This window comes from Clavibacter vidaverae (assembly GCF_047529985.1).
GTDB lineage: Bacteria > Actinomycetota > Actinomycetes > Actinomycetales > Microbacteriaceae > Clavibacter > Clavibacter nebraskensis_A.
This window is the reverse complement of sequence record NZ_JBLJAM010000001.1, coordinates 1,013,478-1,026,615: the sequence shown is the minus strand read 5'-3', so window position 1 is coordinate 1,026,615 and position 13,138 is coordinate 1,013,478. Positions and strand designations below refer to the sequence as shown.

Below are 13,138 nucleotides of genomic sequence, written 5' to 3'. Positions count from 1 at the left end.
CTGTCGTGATGGCGGCCGGCCGCGCTCGCGTCGCTGGGGAGGGCGCGCCCGGCGGGGCCCGCATCGTCCCTAGGCTACTGAGAATCGTTCTCAGAAAGCGGGCACCATGCGCATCCCCTCCCTCCTCGTCACGGGCCTCGCGGCAGTCGGCCTCCTCGCGGGCTCGCTCGCCGCACCCGCTCCCGCCGCCGACGCGGCTCCGCACGCCCGATGGCTGCTCGTGGCCGACGCGTCCGCGCACGCCGTCTCCGTCGTCGACGCGGCCACCGGCCGGATCACGGGCGCGCTGCCCGACGCGGTCCTCGGCACGCACGCCGGGGTGATCCAGATGGGCCACGGCCGCGTCGCCTTCGTCGACGAGTCGGGGCCGCGCCTCGACGTGGTCGACATCACCTCGGCCGGCGTCCCGCGCGTCGCGTCCTCCACCCCGATCCCCGCCGTCGCCGGTGCGTGGACCCGGGCCGGCTGGATCGCGGACGACCCCGGGCACCGCTTCGTCGCGGTCGGCTCGGACATCGACGGGTCCACGGCGCAGCAGGTCACCGTGGTCGACACCCGCGGGCACCGGGCGCGCACCGCGACCATCCGCACGAGCGAGGTGACGCTGGCCACGACGGGGGAGCGCGGCACCGAGGAGATGGAGACGTTCCTCGTGGGCTCGCCGCTGCGGCTCGTCGTGAGCGCGGGCGGCCGGTTCGACGCGTACGACGTCGCGGCGATCCTCGGCGGCGACACGGCCCCCGCGCCCGTGGCGTCGACGCCCCTCGGCGCGTACCCGCACGGGCCCGTGGCCGACGCGCGCGGCACGACGATCGGCTCGACGCTGCACGACGGGATCGAGACCGTGCCGCTGACGCGGAGCGGGTTCGGCGCCTCCGTCGCCCGCGCCTACCCCGAGCCCGCCGTGCAGAGCTACCGGCCGCGCATGGCGCCGGACGGCGAGACGGCCGTGGGCACGCAGACCGGCACGGGGCCGGGGGCGCCCACGCTGCTCACGTCGTCCTCGATGCGCGGCGCGGGCGTCGCGAGCGTGGCGCTCGGCTCGGGTGCGTCCACGCGCGCGGTCGTCACGCCCGGTTACGCGGCCGCCGTCGTGACCGCCGACGGCGCGGACACGCTGTCCCTCGTGGCCCGCGGCCGCTCGGGCCTGTACGACGGGGCCGTGACGACGGTGCGGCTGCCGGCGCTCGGGCAGTCGCCGGGCGCCGGATCCGCTGCCCGCTTCCTCGCCGCGTCCGACGACGGCTCCGAGCTGTTCCTGTCGCGGGCCGGCACGGGATCCGTGCTCGAGATCGACGTCGCGGGCACGGCGGCGACGGTGCGCGGCACGATCGCCGTGCCCTCCGCGCTCGCGGACGGCGGCTACCTCGCCACGGTGGATCCGCACCAGCGCCCCTACGACCTCAGCGGCCGCTGACCCGGGATCGGGCGTCGGACGCGACGAGGGCCGCCCGGTTCCCCGGGCGGCCCTCGTCGTGCGTCGTGCGCGCCGCTACAGCGCGAGCGCGATGCGGCCGCTGAACACGCGGGTCACGGGCGGCGCGGCCAGCACCTCGCCGAGGCGGGCGGTGCCCTCGGGGGTCGCGCGCCAGGCGACGTAGGCGTCGTGGTCGGCGGTGGACGCCCACTGCTCCACGACGACCATGCGGGCGGGGTCCGCGTCGTCGACGAGGACCTCGAGGCCCTCGTTGCCCGCGAAGGCGCGGGTGGCCTGCAGCGTCTCGGCGAGGACGTCGGCGACGTCGCCGAGTCGGGTCTCGTCGACCTGGATCTCGAGGTGCACGGTGGTGCTCATGGTGTCTCCGGTCCCGACGCCGGGCGGGCGGGGCCTCGCGCGACGTCGATCATGTGCGGGGGCGTTCCCCTGCCCCATCCAACCGGGCGCACCTGGACGCGCATTCCGTGCCGCCCCTGCGGGCGTGTCGGCCGCGTGGCTCCGCGACCGCCCGGGATCACCGGTCGCGGCGGAGCGCCGTGCGGAGCCGCTGGTAGCCGGAGACCGCGGGGGGCGCGACGGGCGTCTTCTCCGGCGCGGTGTCGAGACGGAGCTGGCGCTGCGCGAACTCGCGCGTCTCGACGAGCATGGCGAGCCGCTGCTCCTCGTTCTTGGCCTTGCGGGTGTTGACCTCGGCGACCACGCCGCCCTGCCAGCCCTGCTCGGCGAGCCAGCGCAGCGTCTCGGCGACGGGCTGCGTGCCGCGGCCGGGGAGGAGGTGCTCGTCGAGGATGCGGCCGTCGTCCTGCGAGCCGGATCCGTCGCACAGGTGCACGTGGCGCAGGCGCGGGCCGAGGGCCTTGGCCATCTCGAGCGCGTCCTGGCCGGAGAGCGAGGCGTGCGAGAAGTCGAGGGTGGTGGCGTCGCAGTCCATGTCGCGCGGATCCCAGCCGGGCGCGTACGCCTTCATGCTGCGGCCGGCGACCTGCCACGGGAACATGTTCTCGACCGCGATCTCGACGCCCGTCTCCGTCTGGATCGAGCGCACGATCTCGAGGAACGACTCGGCGTAGCCGGCCTGCCAGCGGAACGGCGGGTGCACGACGACGGCGGGCGCGCCGACCGCCTGGGCGAGCTCGGCCGACCGCTCGAGCTTGACCTTCGGGTCCCGGCCCCAGACGAAGTGGGTGAGCAGCAGGACGGGCGCGTGGATGGAGAGGATCGGCAGCCCGTGCTTCTCCGACATCGCGCGGAGGGCGGCGGCGTCCTGGGTGACCTCGTCGTTCGTCACCATGATCTCGACGCCGTCGAAGCCCGCGCGCTTCGCCATGGCGAAGGCGTTCTCGACGGGCTGGGGGTACACGCAGGTCGTGCTCATGCCTACTCGGATCACGTCGGCGAGCGTACCCGGCGACGCTGGGCCCCCGGGGTACGCGTCCCGTCCGACGGGTGTCGGGTGCGCGACGGGGACAGGCGGCGTCGGCATGCTGGGGGGACGCGGCGGACGGATCCGCCGCCCCAGGGAGGTGGCCGGATGACGGCAGCGGGATCGGACGCGTGCGACCGGGACGCGTTCCGCAAGGTGCGGGCGGAGGCGCCGCGCGGCTTCTTCGAGGCCGAGGCCGCCGGGCTCGCGTGGCTGGCGGAGGCGGAGCGCGACGGGGGAGCGCGCGTGGTCCGCGTCCTCGACGTGGCTCCCGGCCGCATCGACCTCGAGCGCCTGGAGCCCGCGCGGCCGACGCGCGAGGCCGCCCGCGCGCTCGGCACGGCGCTCGCCGTGACGCACGCCGCCGGGGCGCCCGCGTTCGGATCCCCGCCGGCCGGGCTCGACGGCCCCGCCTTCATCGGGCGGCAGCCGCTGTCGGTGCGCGATCCGGGCGACGCCGCGGACGATGAGGGGTGGGGTGCCTGGTACGCCCGCGAGCGCGTGCTCCCGTACCTCCGCCGCGCCGTCGACGCCGGCAACGCGACCTCCGCGCAGGCGGCCGACGTGGAGCGGGCGTGCGACCTCGCCGCCGACGGCCGGTTCGACGACGGGGCGCCGCCCGCGCGGATCCACGGCGACCTGTGGTCGGGCAACGTGCAGTGGACGGCCGACGGCGCCGTCCTCATCGACCCGGCTGCGCACGGCGGATACCGCGAGACCGACCTCGCCATGCTCGCGCTCTTCGGCTGCCCCGGGCTCGACGACGTCCTCGGCGCGTACGCGGACACCGGATCCCTCGCCGCCGGCTGGCGCGCCCGCGTGCCCCTGCACCAGCTGCATCCGCTCGCCGTGCACGCCGCGTCGCACGGCCCGTCCTACGGCGACGCCCTGCACGACGCGGCCCGGGCCGTGCTCCGCATGTGACGCCGGGGGACGCGCGACCCCCGGTCGCGCCGCGGCCGGACTGGTAGCCTCGGACCACCGAGCAGGTACCACAGAGCTCTGCGCAACCGAGACGGGAACCGTGACTCCGCCACCCTCATCCACGCCCTCCGCGACCGAGCCGACGACCGCCGACGCGACCGACGGCACCGACGTCGAGCCCGGCGCCTACGACCTCGTCGTCGTCTCCAATCGCCTCCCCGTCGACCGCGTCGTCGCCGCCGACGGGACGACCTCCTGGCGGCACTCGCCCGGCGGCCTCGTCACGGCCCTCGAGCCCGTCATGCGCGCCAACGAGGGCGCGTGGATCGGCTGGCCGGGCATCGCCGACCACGACGTGGAGCCCTTCGTCGACGACGGCATCTCGATCATCCCCGTCACGCTCAGCGAGCAGGACCTCGCCGAGTACTACGAGGGCTTCTCGAACGACACGCTCTGGCCGCTGTACCACGACGTCATCGCGCAGCCGAGCTACCACCGCGAGTGGTGGGACACCTACGTGAACGTCAACCAGCGATTCGCCGACGCCGCCGCGAAGGCCGCGGCGCCCGGCGCGACCGTGTGGGTGCAGGACTACCAGCTGCAGCTCGTGCCGAAGATGCTGCGCGAGCAGCGGCCGGACCTCACCATCGGCTTCTTCAACCACATCCCGTTTCCGCCCTACGGCATCTACTCGCAGCTGCCGTGGCGCACGCAGATCATCGAGGGGCTCCTCGGCGCCGACGTCATCGGCTTCCAGCGCGTGGCCGACGCCGGCAACTTCACGCGCGCGGTGCGGCGCCTGTTCGGGTACACGACCCGCGGATCCACCGTCGACGTGCCCGTGCGCGGCGGCATCCCGCTCACGGTCCCCGGCACCAAGCCGTCGAAGCCCGTGCGCGAGCTGCGCACCCGCCAGGTCGTCGCCAAGCACTACCCGATCTCGATCGACGCCCGCAGCTACGAGGAGATGGCCAAGGACCCGGCCATCCAGGAGCGCGCGCGCCAGATCCGCGCCGACCTCGGCGACCCGAAGACGATCCTGCTGGGCGTCGACCGCCTCGACTACACGAAGGGCATCGGCCACCGCCTCAAGGCGTTCGGCGAGCTGCTCGCCGAGGGGCGCGTGACGGTGGAGGACGCGACGCTCGTGCAGGTCGCGAGCCCCAGCCGCGAGCGCGTGGAGACGTACCGGCAGCTGCGCGACGAGATCGAGCTCACGGTCGGCCGCATCAACGGCGACTACGGCTCCATCAGCCACACCGCCATCAGCTACCTGCACCACGGGTACCCGAAGGAGGAGATGGTCGCGCTCTGCCTCGCGGCCGACGTCATGCTCGTCACCGCCCTCCGCGACGGCATGAACCTCGTCGCCAAGGAGTACGTGGCGACCAAGCACTCCAACGAGGGCGTGCTCGTGCTGAGCGAGTTCGCGGGCGCCGCGGACGAGCTGAAGGCCGCGCTCCTCGTCAACCCGCACGACATCGAGGGCCTCAAGGAGGCGATCCTCCGCGCCATCGAGATGCCGAAGGCCGAGCAGCGCAAGCGCATGCGGTCGCTCCGCAAGCGGGTCTTCGAGAACGACGTGGCGGCCTGGTCGAGCTCCTTCCTCGCCGACCTCGGGCGCACGCACGCCGCCTCGATCCACGAGGGTCCCGACGAAGAGGTCGTGGAGCCGCTCATGGACGAGGGCTGGTAGCGCGCGTGGCCGAGCTGACCACCGACATCCAGGCGAAGGGCGGCCGCGGCTTCCCCGGGCGGCTGTTCGAGGCGCTCACCGAGCTCGCGCGCACGCCGCGCCTGCTCGTGGCGCTCGACTTCGACGGCACGCTCGCGCCCGAGGTCGACGACCCCGAGAAGGCGCGCGCGGTGCCCGAGGCTCGTGCCGCCGTGCTCGCGCTCCTCGCCCTGCCCGAGACGCGCGTGGCGCTCGTCTCGGGCCGCGCGCTGCGGAGCCTCGAGGCCGTGGCCGACCTGCCGGACGAGGTGCTGCTCGTGGGATCCCACGGCGTGGAGATCCGCCTCGACAGCGACGACATCGAGCTCACGCTCGACGAGGGCGAGCTCGCGCAGCGCGGCGTCCTGTCCGACGTGCTCGGCCAGGTCGCCGACTCGCTCGACGAGGTGTGGATCGAGGAGAAGCCCGCGGGCTTCGCCCTGCACACGCGCCTCGCCACCGAGAAGCACAGCCGCATCGCGCACCTCGTCGCGACGCAGGAGGCGCACGCCGAGGTCGACGGCCTCAAGGTGCGCTCCGGCAAGGACGTGCTCGAGTTCAGCATCCGCCAGGCCACCAAGGGCGAGGCCGTCGAGCACCTCCGCCGCTACGCCGAGGCGACCGCCGTGTTCTACGCGGGCGACGACGTCACCGACGAGGACGCGTTCGCCGCGCTCCAGGCCGGCGACCTCGGGCTCAAGAGCGGCACGGGCGCCACGGCCGCGGACTTCCGCGTCGACGGGCCGCACGACGTGGCACGCGTGCTCCAGGTGCTCGCCGACCTGCGAGCCGAGCCGGCCGTCCGCCCCGACTGACGCGCAGGGCGGATCCATCCCGGTCTCCCAGGCAGGGCCCAGGTAGACTGGGGAAATAGCCGACTCGCGAGAGGAGACGCAGTTGCTCGTCCTCCTCTCGGCGTTCCTGATCGCCTCGGTCCTCGTGCCGCTCCTCGCCCGGATCGTCGGCGTGCGCGCCTTCCTCGTCGCGGCCCTCGTGCCCGCGGCCGCCTTCGTCTTCACGATCGCGCAGGCGCCGGCCGTGCTGCCCGACGGCGAGGTGGTCGAGCGCCTCGAGTGGATCCCGTCGCTCGGCATCACGCTCGACATGCGGATGGACGCGCTCTCCTGGCTGCTCGCGCTCGTGGTCACGGGCGTCGGCGCCCTCGTGCTCCTCTACTGCGCGCGCTACTTCCGCTCCAGCGAGGAGGGGCTCGGCCGGTTCGCGGGGCTGCTGCTCGCCTTCGCGGGCGTCATGTACGGCCTCGTGCTCGCCGACGACGTCTTCGTCCTGTTCACGTTCTGGGAGGCGACGAGCGTCCTCTCCTACCTCCTCATCGGCCACTACACGGGCAAGAAGGCGAGCCGCGGCGCCGCGCTGCAGGCGCTCCTCGTCACCACGGCGGGCGGCCTCGCGATGCTCGTCGGCCTCGTGATCCTCTCGGTCACGGGCGGCACCACGAGCCTCGCGGCGCTCGTGGCGGATCCGCCCGGCGGCCCGCTCATCCCCGTCGCGATCGTGCTGATCCTGCTGGGCGCGCTCTCGAAGTCCGCGCTCGTGCCCTTCCACTTCTGGCTGCCCGCCGCGATGGCCGCGCCCACGCCGGTGAGCGCGTACCTGCACGCCGCCGCGATGGTGAAGGCCGGCATCTACCTCATCGCCCGGCTCGCGCCCGGCTACGCGGACGTGCCCGGCTGGCGCGTGCTGCTCGTGTCGCTCGGCGTCGCGACCATGCTCGTGGGCGGGTGGCGCGCGCTCAAGCAGATGGACCTGAAGCTCGTCCTCGCCTACGGCACGGTGAGCCAGCTCGGCTTCCTCACCGTGGTCGTCGGCTACGGCACGCGTGACGCCGCGCTCGCGGGCGTGGCGCTCCTCCTCGCGCACGCGCTCTTCAAGGCGACCCTCTTCCTGGTGGTGGGCGTGGTGGACCATCGGACGGGCACGCGCGACCTCCGCAAGATCAGCGGGCTCGGGCGCAGGGCGCCGGTGCTCGCCGTGATCACCGCGCTCGCCCTCGCCTCGATGGCCGGCCTCCCGCCCTTCCTCGGCTTCGTCGCGAAGGAGGCCGTGCTGTCCGCGCTCCTCCTCGACGCGGAGCTCGGCGGCGGCCTCGGCTGGGTCGCGCTCGTCGGCGTCGCGGTGGGCTCCTGCCTCACGGTCGCCTACAGCGCGCGCTTCATGTGGGGCGCGTTCGCCCGCAAGCGCGGCGTCGACGAGGTCCAGCCCGTGCACGAGCACCTCGACTTCCTCGTACCGCCCGCCGTGCTCGCCGTCACCGGCCTCGTGCTCGGCTTCCTCGCGTCCTCCGTGGACGGCTGGATCGCCGGCTACGCCGACACGCTCCCCGCGGTGAGCGCGGGGGCCTCGGGCGAGCCCGACCACACCTACCACCTCGCGCTCTGGCACGGGATCGAGCCCGCGCTCCTCATCTCCGCCGGCACGCTGGTCGTCGGCCTCACGATGTTCCGGCTCCGCGACGGCGTGTTCGCGCTGCAGTCGCGCGTGCCCGCCTGGATCGACGCGGCCCGCATCTACTGGGCCTCGATGCGCCTCATCGACCGGGTCGCCGCGCGCACCACGGCCACCACGCAGCGCGGCTCGCTGCCCTTCTACCTGGGCGTGATCCTGCTCGTGCTCATCGGCTCGGTCGGATCCGCGCTCGCCCTCAACCGCTCGTGGCCGACGACCGCCGTCCCGTTCGACCACCCGGCCCAGCCCGTGATCGGCGTCGTGATGATCGTCGCGGCCGTCGCCGCCGCCCGCGCGGGCAAGCGCTTCCAGGCCGTGGTGCTCGTGGGCGTCACGGGCTACGGCATGGCCGCTCTCTTCGCGCTGCACGGCGCCCCCGACCTCGCGCTCACGCAGGTGCTCATCGAGACGATCACGCTGGTCGCGTTCGTGCTGGTGCTCCGCCGCCTGCCCGTCCGGCTGGGGGAGCGGAACCGCTCGGTGCACCCGATCTGGCGCGCGACCATCGGCATCGCCGTCGCGATCCTCATGTCCACGGTCGCGGTCGTCGCGCTCGGCGCCCGGGTCGCGTCGCCCATCTCGCTCGAGTTCCCCCGCCTCGCCTACGAGCAGGGCCACGGCAGCAACGTGGTCAACGTCACGCTCGTGGACCTGCGCGGCTGGGACACCATGGGCGAGATCTCGGTGCTCATCGTCGCGGCCACGGGCGTCGCGAGCCTCATCTTCCTCAACCGGCGCACCGACTCGCTGCCGCGCCTGACCGCGCCGTCGCGCCGCAGCCTCCTCGCGCGACTCACGGGACGCCACGACCCGACCGCCGAGCAGGCGCCCCTCGAGGTCGAGCACGGCGCCCACGGCCCGCGCATGGACGCCCGCGAGGCCGTCAAGGACGCGCGGCGCGACCAGCGGAGCCCCTGGCTCCTCGCCGGCCGCACCCTCGCGCCGCAGAACCGCTCGATCCTCCTCGAGGTCGTCGTCCGGCTCCTGTTCCACAGCCTCATCGTCGTGTCCGTCTACCTGCTCTTCGCGGGCCACAACCTGCCGGGCGGCGGGTTCGCGGGCGGCCTCCTCGCGGGCATGGCCCTCGTCGCGCGCTACCTCGCGGGCGGCCGCTACGAGCTCGGTGCCGCCGCCCCGGTGGATGCGGGACGCGTGCTCGGCACGGGCCTCGTGTTCGCGGTCGGCACGGCGGCGGTGCCGCTCGTCTTCGGCGCCGACGCCCTCACCTCCACCTGGATCGACACCGAGGTGCCGTTCATCGGCCACGTCGAGTTCGTCACCAGCACGTTCTTCGACGTCGGCGTCTACCTCGTCGTCGTCGGCCTCACGCTCGACGTGCTCCGCAGCCTCGGCGCGGAGGTCGACCGCCAGGAGGAGAGCGACCGCACGGTCGAGCAGGGAGCGGACGGCATGGAGACCGAGCAGGGGGTGAGCGTGTGAGCGTCTCCGTCACCCTCATCGTGATCATGGCCGCGCTGTACGCGACGGGCATCTACCTCATGCTCGAGCGCAGCATGACGCGCGTGCTCCTCGGGTTCCTGCTCGTCGGCAACGCGACCAACATCCTCATCCTCATCATGTCCGGCCGCGTGGGGCTCGCCCCCATCTACGATCCCGAAGTGGATCCGTCGGAGTACGCGGACCCGCTGCCGCAGGCGCTCATCCTCACGGCCATCGTCATCACCTTCGGCGTCTCCGCCTTCCTCATGGCGCTCATCTACCGCTCCTGGCGGCTGGCGAACGCCGACGTGGTCACGGACGACGAGGACGACCTCGCGATGCGCGGCCCCCGCACGGGCCTCGGCGAGGAGCCGACCGTCCCCGACGACGACGACACCGAGTTCGGCACCAACGCCGAGGCCGCGATCGCGTCCGCCCGGAAGCTCCGGGACAACCGGTCCGACCTGGAGGAGGCCATCGACGACTCGGCCGACGACGACGACGACCGCGACTTCCGCACGAGGCGCGCCGAGCAGGGGAAGGGGGACGACCGATGACGATCTTCCAGACCCTCATCCCGCTCGTCGTCCTGGTGCCGCTCCTCGGCGCGGCCGCCGCGCTCGTCGCCGCGCGCCAGCGGCGGCTCCAGGTCGCCGTCTCGGTGCTCGCGCTCGTGGTCGTCGTCGGGATCAGCGGCGCCCTCCTCGTGCTGGTGGACCAGCAGGGCGGCCAGTCCGTCGAGGTCGGCGGGTGGGCGGCGCCGTTCGGCATCGTGCTCGTGGTCGACCGGCTGTCGGCGCTCATGCTGCTGATCTCGTCGATCGTGCTGCTCGCGGTCCTCATGTTCTCGATCGGCCAGGGCCTCGAGGACGGCGACGGCGAGACGCCCGTGTCGATCTTCAACCCGACCTACCTGATCCTCGCGGCCGGCGTCTTCAACGCGTTCGTCGCGGGCGACCTGTTCAACCTCTACGTCGGGTTCGAGATCCTGCTCGTGGCGAGCTACGTGCTGCTGACGCTCGGCGGCACCGAGGCGCGCATCCGGGCCGGCGTCACCTACATCGTCGTGAGCCTCATCTCGTCGATGCTGTTCCTCGCGTCCATCGCCATGATCTACGGCGCCCTCGGCACGGTGAACATCGCGCAGATCTCGGTGCGGCTCGACGAGATCCCGCCGGACGTGCAGCTGATCCTGCACATCATGCTGCTCGTCGCGTTCGGCATCAAGGCGGCCGTCTTCCCGCTGTCGTTCTGGCTGCCGGACTCCTACCCGACGGCCCCCGCGCCCGTCACGGCGGTCTTCGCGGGGCTGCTCACGAAGGTCGGCGTCTACGCGATCCTCCGCACCGAGACGGTCATGTTCCCGACCGACCAGCTCTCCACGGCCCTCATGGTGGTCGCGGCCCTGACGATGGTCATCGGCATCCTCGGCGCGGTCGCGCAGGCCGACATCAAGCGGCTCCTGTCGTTCACGCTCGTCAGCCACATCGGCTACATGATCTTCGGCATCGCGCTCAACACGGTGGCCGGCATGACCGCGACCATCTACTACGTGATCCACCACATCGTGGTGCAGACGACGCTGTTCCTCGCCTCGGGGCTCATCGAGCGCACGGGCGGCAGCACGTCCATCAACCGGCTCGGCGGGCTGCTCAAGGCCGCGCCCGTGATGGCGATCCTGTTCTTCATCCCCGCGCTCAACCTCGGCGGCATCCCGCCGTTCTCGGGCTTCATCGGCAAGGTCGCGCTCTTCGACGCGGGCGCCGAGGTCGGCGGCTGGCTCACCTACGCGGTCATCGCGGCCGGCGCGGCCACGAGCCTCCTCACCCTCTACGCCCTCGCCCGCGTCTGGAACATGGCGTTCTGGCGCGGCGCCGAGGAGGTCGAGGACTACGAGTCCCCCCTGCTCGACCAGCTGTCCGAGCGTCCCGGCGGCGAGGCCACGACCACCGTGCGGAAGACCCCCGTGCTCATGACGGGCGCGACGGCGGGCATGGTCGTCGTCAGCGTCGCCCTCACGGTGTTCGCCGGTCCCGTCTACGCGCTCTCGGAGCGGGCGGGGGAGAGCCTCACGGGTCCCGGATCCGGCAACGGGTCGGGCGAGCAGGGCTACGTCGAGACGGTCTTCCCGGGAGGCGTCGAATGAGCCCGCGCAAGGCCCGCGCCCGCGCGGAGCGCCTGACCCTCCTCGTGCAGCTGCCGCTCCTCGTCTGGCTCGTGATCCTCTGGCTCCTCCTCTGGGGCCACGTCACGGTCATCTCCGTGGTCACCGGCATCGTGCTCGCGCTCCTCGTCACGCGCGTCTTCTACCTGCCGCCCGTGGAGCTGTCGGGCCGCTTCGACATCCGGTGGGCGCTGATCCTGCTCGGGCGCTTCGCGGTGGACCTCGTCCGCGCGTCGTTCCAGGTCGCGGCGATGGCCTTCGACTGGCGGCGCGTGCCCGTCAACTCGGTCATCGCGGTGCACCTGCACACCCGCAGCGACTTCGTCATGACGCTGACGGCCGAGCTCGTGTCCCTCGTCCCCGGCTCGATCGTCGTCGAGGCCGACCGGGAGCGCTCGATCCTGTACCTCCACGCGCTCGGCACCTCCACCCCGCAGGAGGTCGAGCGCGTGCGCGAGACGACGCTGCAGGTGGAGAGCCGCATCGTCTTCACGCTCGGCACGGCCGACGACGTCTGGCGCGTCAACCGCGAGCGCCGCGAGTCCGGCCGCGAGCCCCTGCTGCAGACCCGCCGGCAGCGCGCGCACGAGCTGGTGCGCGACCGCGACCTCGAGGCGGGGCTCATCTCGACGACGGGGGAGGAGCTCTCGTGAGCATCGTCATGCAGGTCGGCTACGTCATCGTGGGCGCGCTGTTCTTCTCGGCCGCCGCCATGGCGCTCGTGCGCATCGTGCGCGGGCCGAGCATCCTCGACCGCATCATCGCGTCCGACGTGCTGCTCACCACGCTCATCTGCGTGCTGGGCGCCGAGATGATCCACAACGGCCACACCCGCACGGTCCCCGTGATGCTCGTGCTCGCCATGACCGCATTCCTCGCGACCGTCGCCGTCGCCCGCTACGTCTCGAAGCAGGACCCCTCGTGAACGACGTGCTCGCCTCCGGCCCGCTCGCCGACGCCCTCGACGTCGTGAGCCTCGTGCTCCTCCTGCTCGGCGGCGTCCTCTCGCTCGCCGCGGGCGTGGGCCTCCTCCGCTTCCCGGACCCGCTGGCGCGCATGCACGCGGCGACCAAGCCCCAGATCCTCGGCGTGATCCTCGTGCTGCTCGCCCTGGCCCTCCAGTCGCAGAGCCTCAGCACGGTCGCGATGCTCGTGCCCGTGCTCCTGTTCCAGATGCTCACGGCGCCGATCTCCGCGCACATGGTGGGCCGCGCGGGCTACCGGCTCCGCCACTTCCTCCGCGAGGACCTCCTCGTCGACGAGCTGGAGGAGGCCATCGACCGCGCCCACGACGAGCTGCGCGCGGCCGACGACGTGGACGCGTCGACGCTCCCCGTCGGCTCCGCGGAGAACATCGCGGCGGAGGAGGCCGGGCACGTCGCCGGCGGCGCGGGTCCGCGCGACGCCGAGTCGCCCGTCGCCGCGCCGACGACCGCCGACCCCGGCGACGACGCCCGCGACGACGACCCGGACGCCAGCCCCCTTCCACGCGGCATCGGCTGAGGCGATCCGCTCCGCGCAGCGCCCCGCGCGCCCCTCCCCACGCGCCGGGACTGCTCCGCGCGAGGA

General features: G+C 73.3%; 12 protein-coding genes. 10 read left to right on the top strand and 2 right to left on the bottom strand.

Features of this window, described 5'->3' with window-relative positions:
* The first annotated feature begins 106 nt into the window (after window positions 1–106).
* Window positions 107–1,417, top strand: coding sequence for a hypothetical protein (locus ACMT9T_RS04785; RefSeq protein WP_414744473.1), 1,311 nt, complete (start codon window positions 107–109; stop codon window positions 1,415–1,417).
* 75 nt (window positions 1,418–1,492) lie between these two features.
* Here the strand turns inward: ACMT9T_RS04785 and ACMT9T_RS04780 are convergent, their stop codons facing one another.
* Together ACMT9T_RS04780 and ACMT9T_RS04775 are read right to left on the bottom strand one after the other, a co-directional pair.
* Window positions 1,493–1,795 carry a putative quinol monooxygenase gene (locus ACMT9T_RS04780; RefSeq protein WP_414744472.1) on the bottom strand — a complete coding sequence of 101 codons (303 nt, stop codon included), beginning with the start codon at window positions 1,793–1,795 and terminating at the stop codon, window positions 1,493–1,495.
* A 157-nt stretch (window positions 1,796–1,952) separates the two neighbouring features.
* Window positions 1,953–2,828 (bottom strand): sugar phosphate isomerase/epimerase family protein, encoded by an 876-nt coding sequence (locus tag ACMT9T_RS04775; protein WP_414744471.1) that lies wholly within the window; start codon window positions 2,826–2,828, stop codon window positions 1,953–1,955.
* Between the two features lie 141 nt (window positions 2,829–2,969).
* On the opposite strand from ACMT9T_RS04775, the gene ACMT9T_RS04770 reads away from it, so the two are divergent.
* From ACMT9T_RS04770 to mnhG, 9 genes are all read left to right on the top strand, one after another.
* Entirely contained in the window at window positions 2,970–3,785 is an 816-nt protein-coding gene (locus ACMT9T_RS04770) for a fructosamine kinase family protein (RefSeq protein WP_414744470.1), read from the top strand.
* A 100-nt stretch (window positions 3,786–3,885) separates the two neighbouring features.
* Entirely contained in the window at window positions 3,886–5,481 is a 1,596-nt protein-coding gene (otsA, locus tag ACMT9T_RS04765) for an alpha,alpha-trehalose-phosphate synthase (UDP-forming) (RefSeq protein WP_414744469.1), read from the top strand.
* A gap of 5 nt (window positions 5,482–5,486) precedes the next feature.
* On the top strand, window positions 5,487–6,314 hold the full coding sequence (gene otsB / locus ACMT9T_RS04760; RefSeq protein WP_116054701.1) for a trehalose-phosphatase: 828 nt from the start codon (window positions 5,487–5,489) through the stop codon (window positions 6,312–6,314).
* An 82-nt stretch (window positions 6,315–6,396) separates the two neighbouring features.
* On the top strand, window positions 6,397–9,405 hold the full coding sequence (locus ACMT9T_RS04755) for a Na+/H+ antiporter subunit A (RefSeq protein WP_414744468.1): 3,009 nt from the start codon (window positions 6,397–6,399) through the stop codon (window positions 9,403–9,405).
* Entirely contained in the window at window positions 9,402–9,962 is a 561-nt protein-coding gene (locus tag ACMT9T_RS04750; protein WP_414744467.1) for a Na(+)/H(+) antiporter subunit C, read from the top strand. Before ACMT9T_RS04755 ends, ACMT9T_RS04750 begins: the two co-directional genes overlap by 4 nt.
* The gene (locus ACMT9T_RS04745; RefSeq protein ID WP_414744466.1) at window positions 9,959–11,551 is read left to right on the top strand and encodes a Na+/H+ antiporter subunit D; all 1,593 of its coding nucleotides are present in this window, start codon (window positions 9,959–9,961) and stop codon (window positions 11,549–11,551) included. The genes ACMT9T_RS04750 and ACMT9T_RS04745 overlap by 4 nt, the downstream gene beginning before the upstream one ends.
* Window positions 11,548–12,222 (top strand): Na+/H+ antiporter subunit E, encoded by a 675-nt coding sequence (locus ACMT9T_RS04740; protein ID WP_414744465.1) that lies wholly within the window; start codon window positions 11,548–11,550, stop codon window positions 12,220–12,222. Before ACMT9T_RS04745 ends, ACMT9T_RS04740 begins: the two co-directional genes overlap by 4 nt.
* Window positions 12,219–12,494, top strand: coding sequence for an MrpF/PhaF family protein (locus ACMT9T_RS04735; RefSeq protein WP_043670558.1), 276 nt, complete (start codon window positions 12,219–12,221; stop codon window positions 12,492–12,494). Before ACMT9T_RS04740 ends, ACMT9T_RS04735 begins: the two co-directional genes overlap by 4 nt.
* On the top strand, window positions 12,491–13,072 hold the full coding sequence (mnhG, locus tag ACMT9T_RS04730) for a monovalent cation/H(+) antiporter subunit G (protein ID WP_414744464.1): 582 nt from the start codon (window positions 12,491–12,493) through the stop codon (window positions 13,070–13,072). Before ACMT9T_RS04735 ends, mnhG begins: the two co-directional genes overlap by 4 nt.
* The last annotated feature ends 66 nt before the right edge of the window (window positions 13,073–13,138 follow it).

Excerpts from the sequence above, each read along its gene's own strand:
- ACMT9T_RS04740 (WP_414744465.1), top strand. The coding sequence starts at position 11,548 with ATGAGCCCGCGCAAGGCCCGCGCCCGCGCGGAGCGCCTGACCCTCCTC.
- ACMT9T_RS04780 (WP_414744472.1), bottom strand. The coding sequence starts at position 1,795 with ATGAGCACCACCGTGCACCTCGAGATCCAGGTCGACGAGACCCGACTC.
- ACMT9T_RS04745 (WP_414744466.1), top strand. The coding sequence starts at position 9,959 with ATGACGATCTTCCAGACCCTCATCCCGCTCGTCGTCCTGGTGCCGCTC.
- ACMT9T_RS04770 (WP_414744470.1), top strand. The coding sequence starts at position 2,970 with ATGACGGCAGCGGGATCGGACGCGTGCGACCGGGACGCGTTCCGCAAG.
- ACMT9T_RS04785 (WP_414744473.1), top strand. The coding sequence starts at position 107 with ATGCGCATCCCCTCCCTCCTCGTCACGGGCCTCGCGGCAGTCGGCCTC.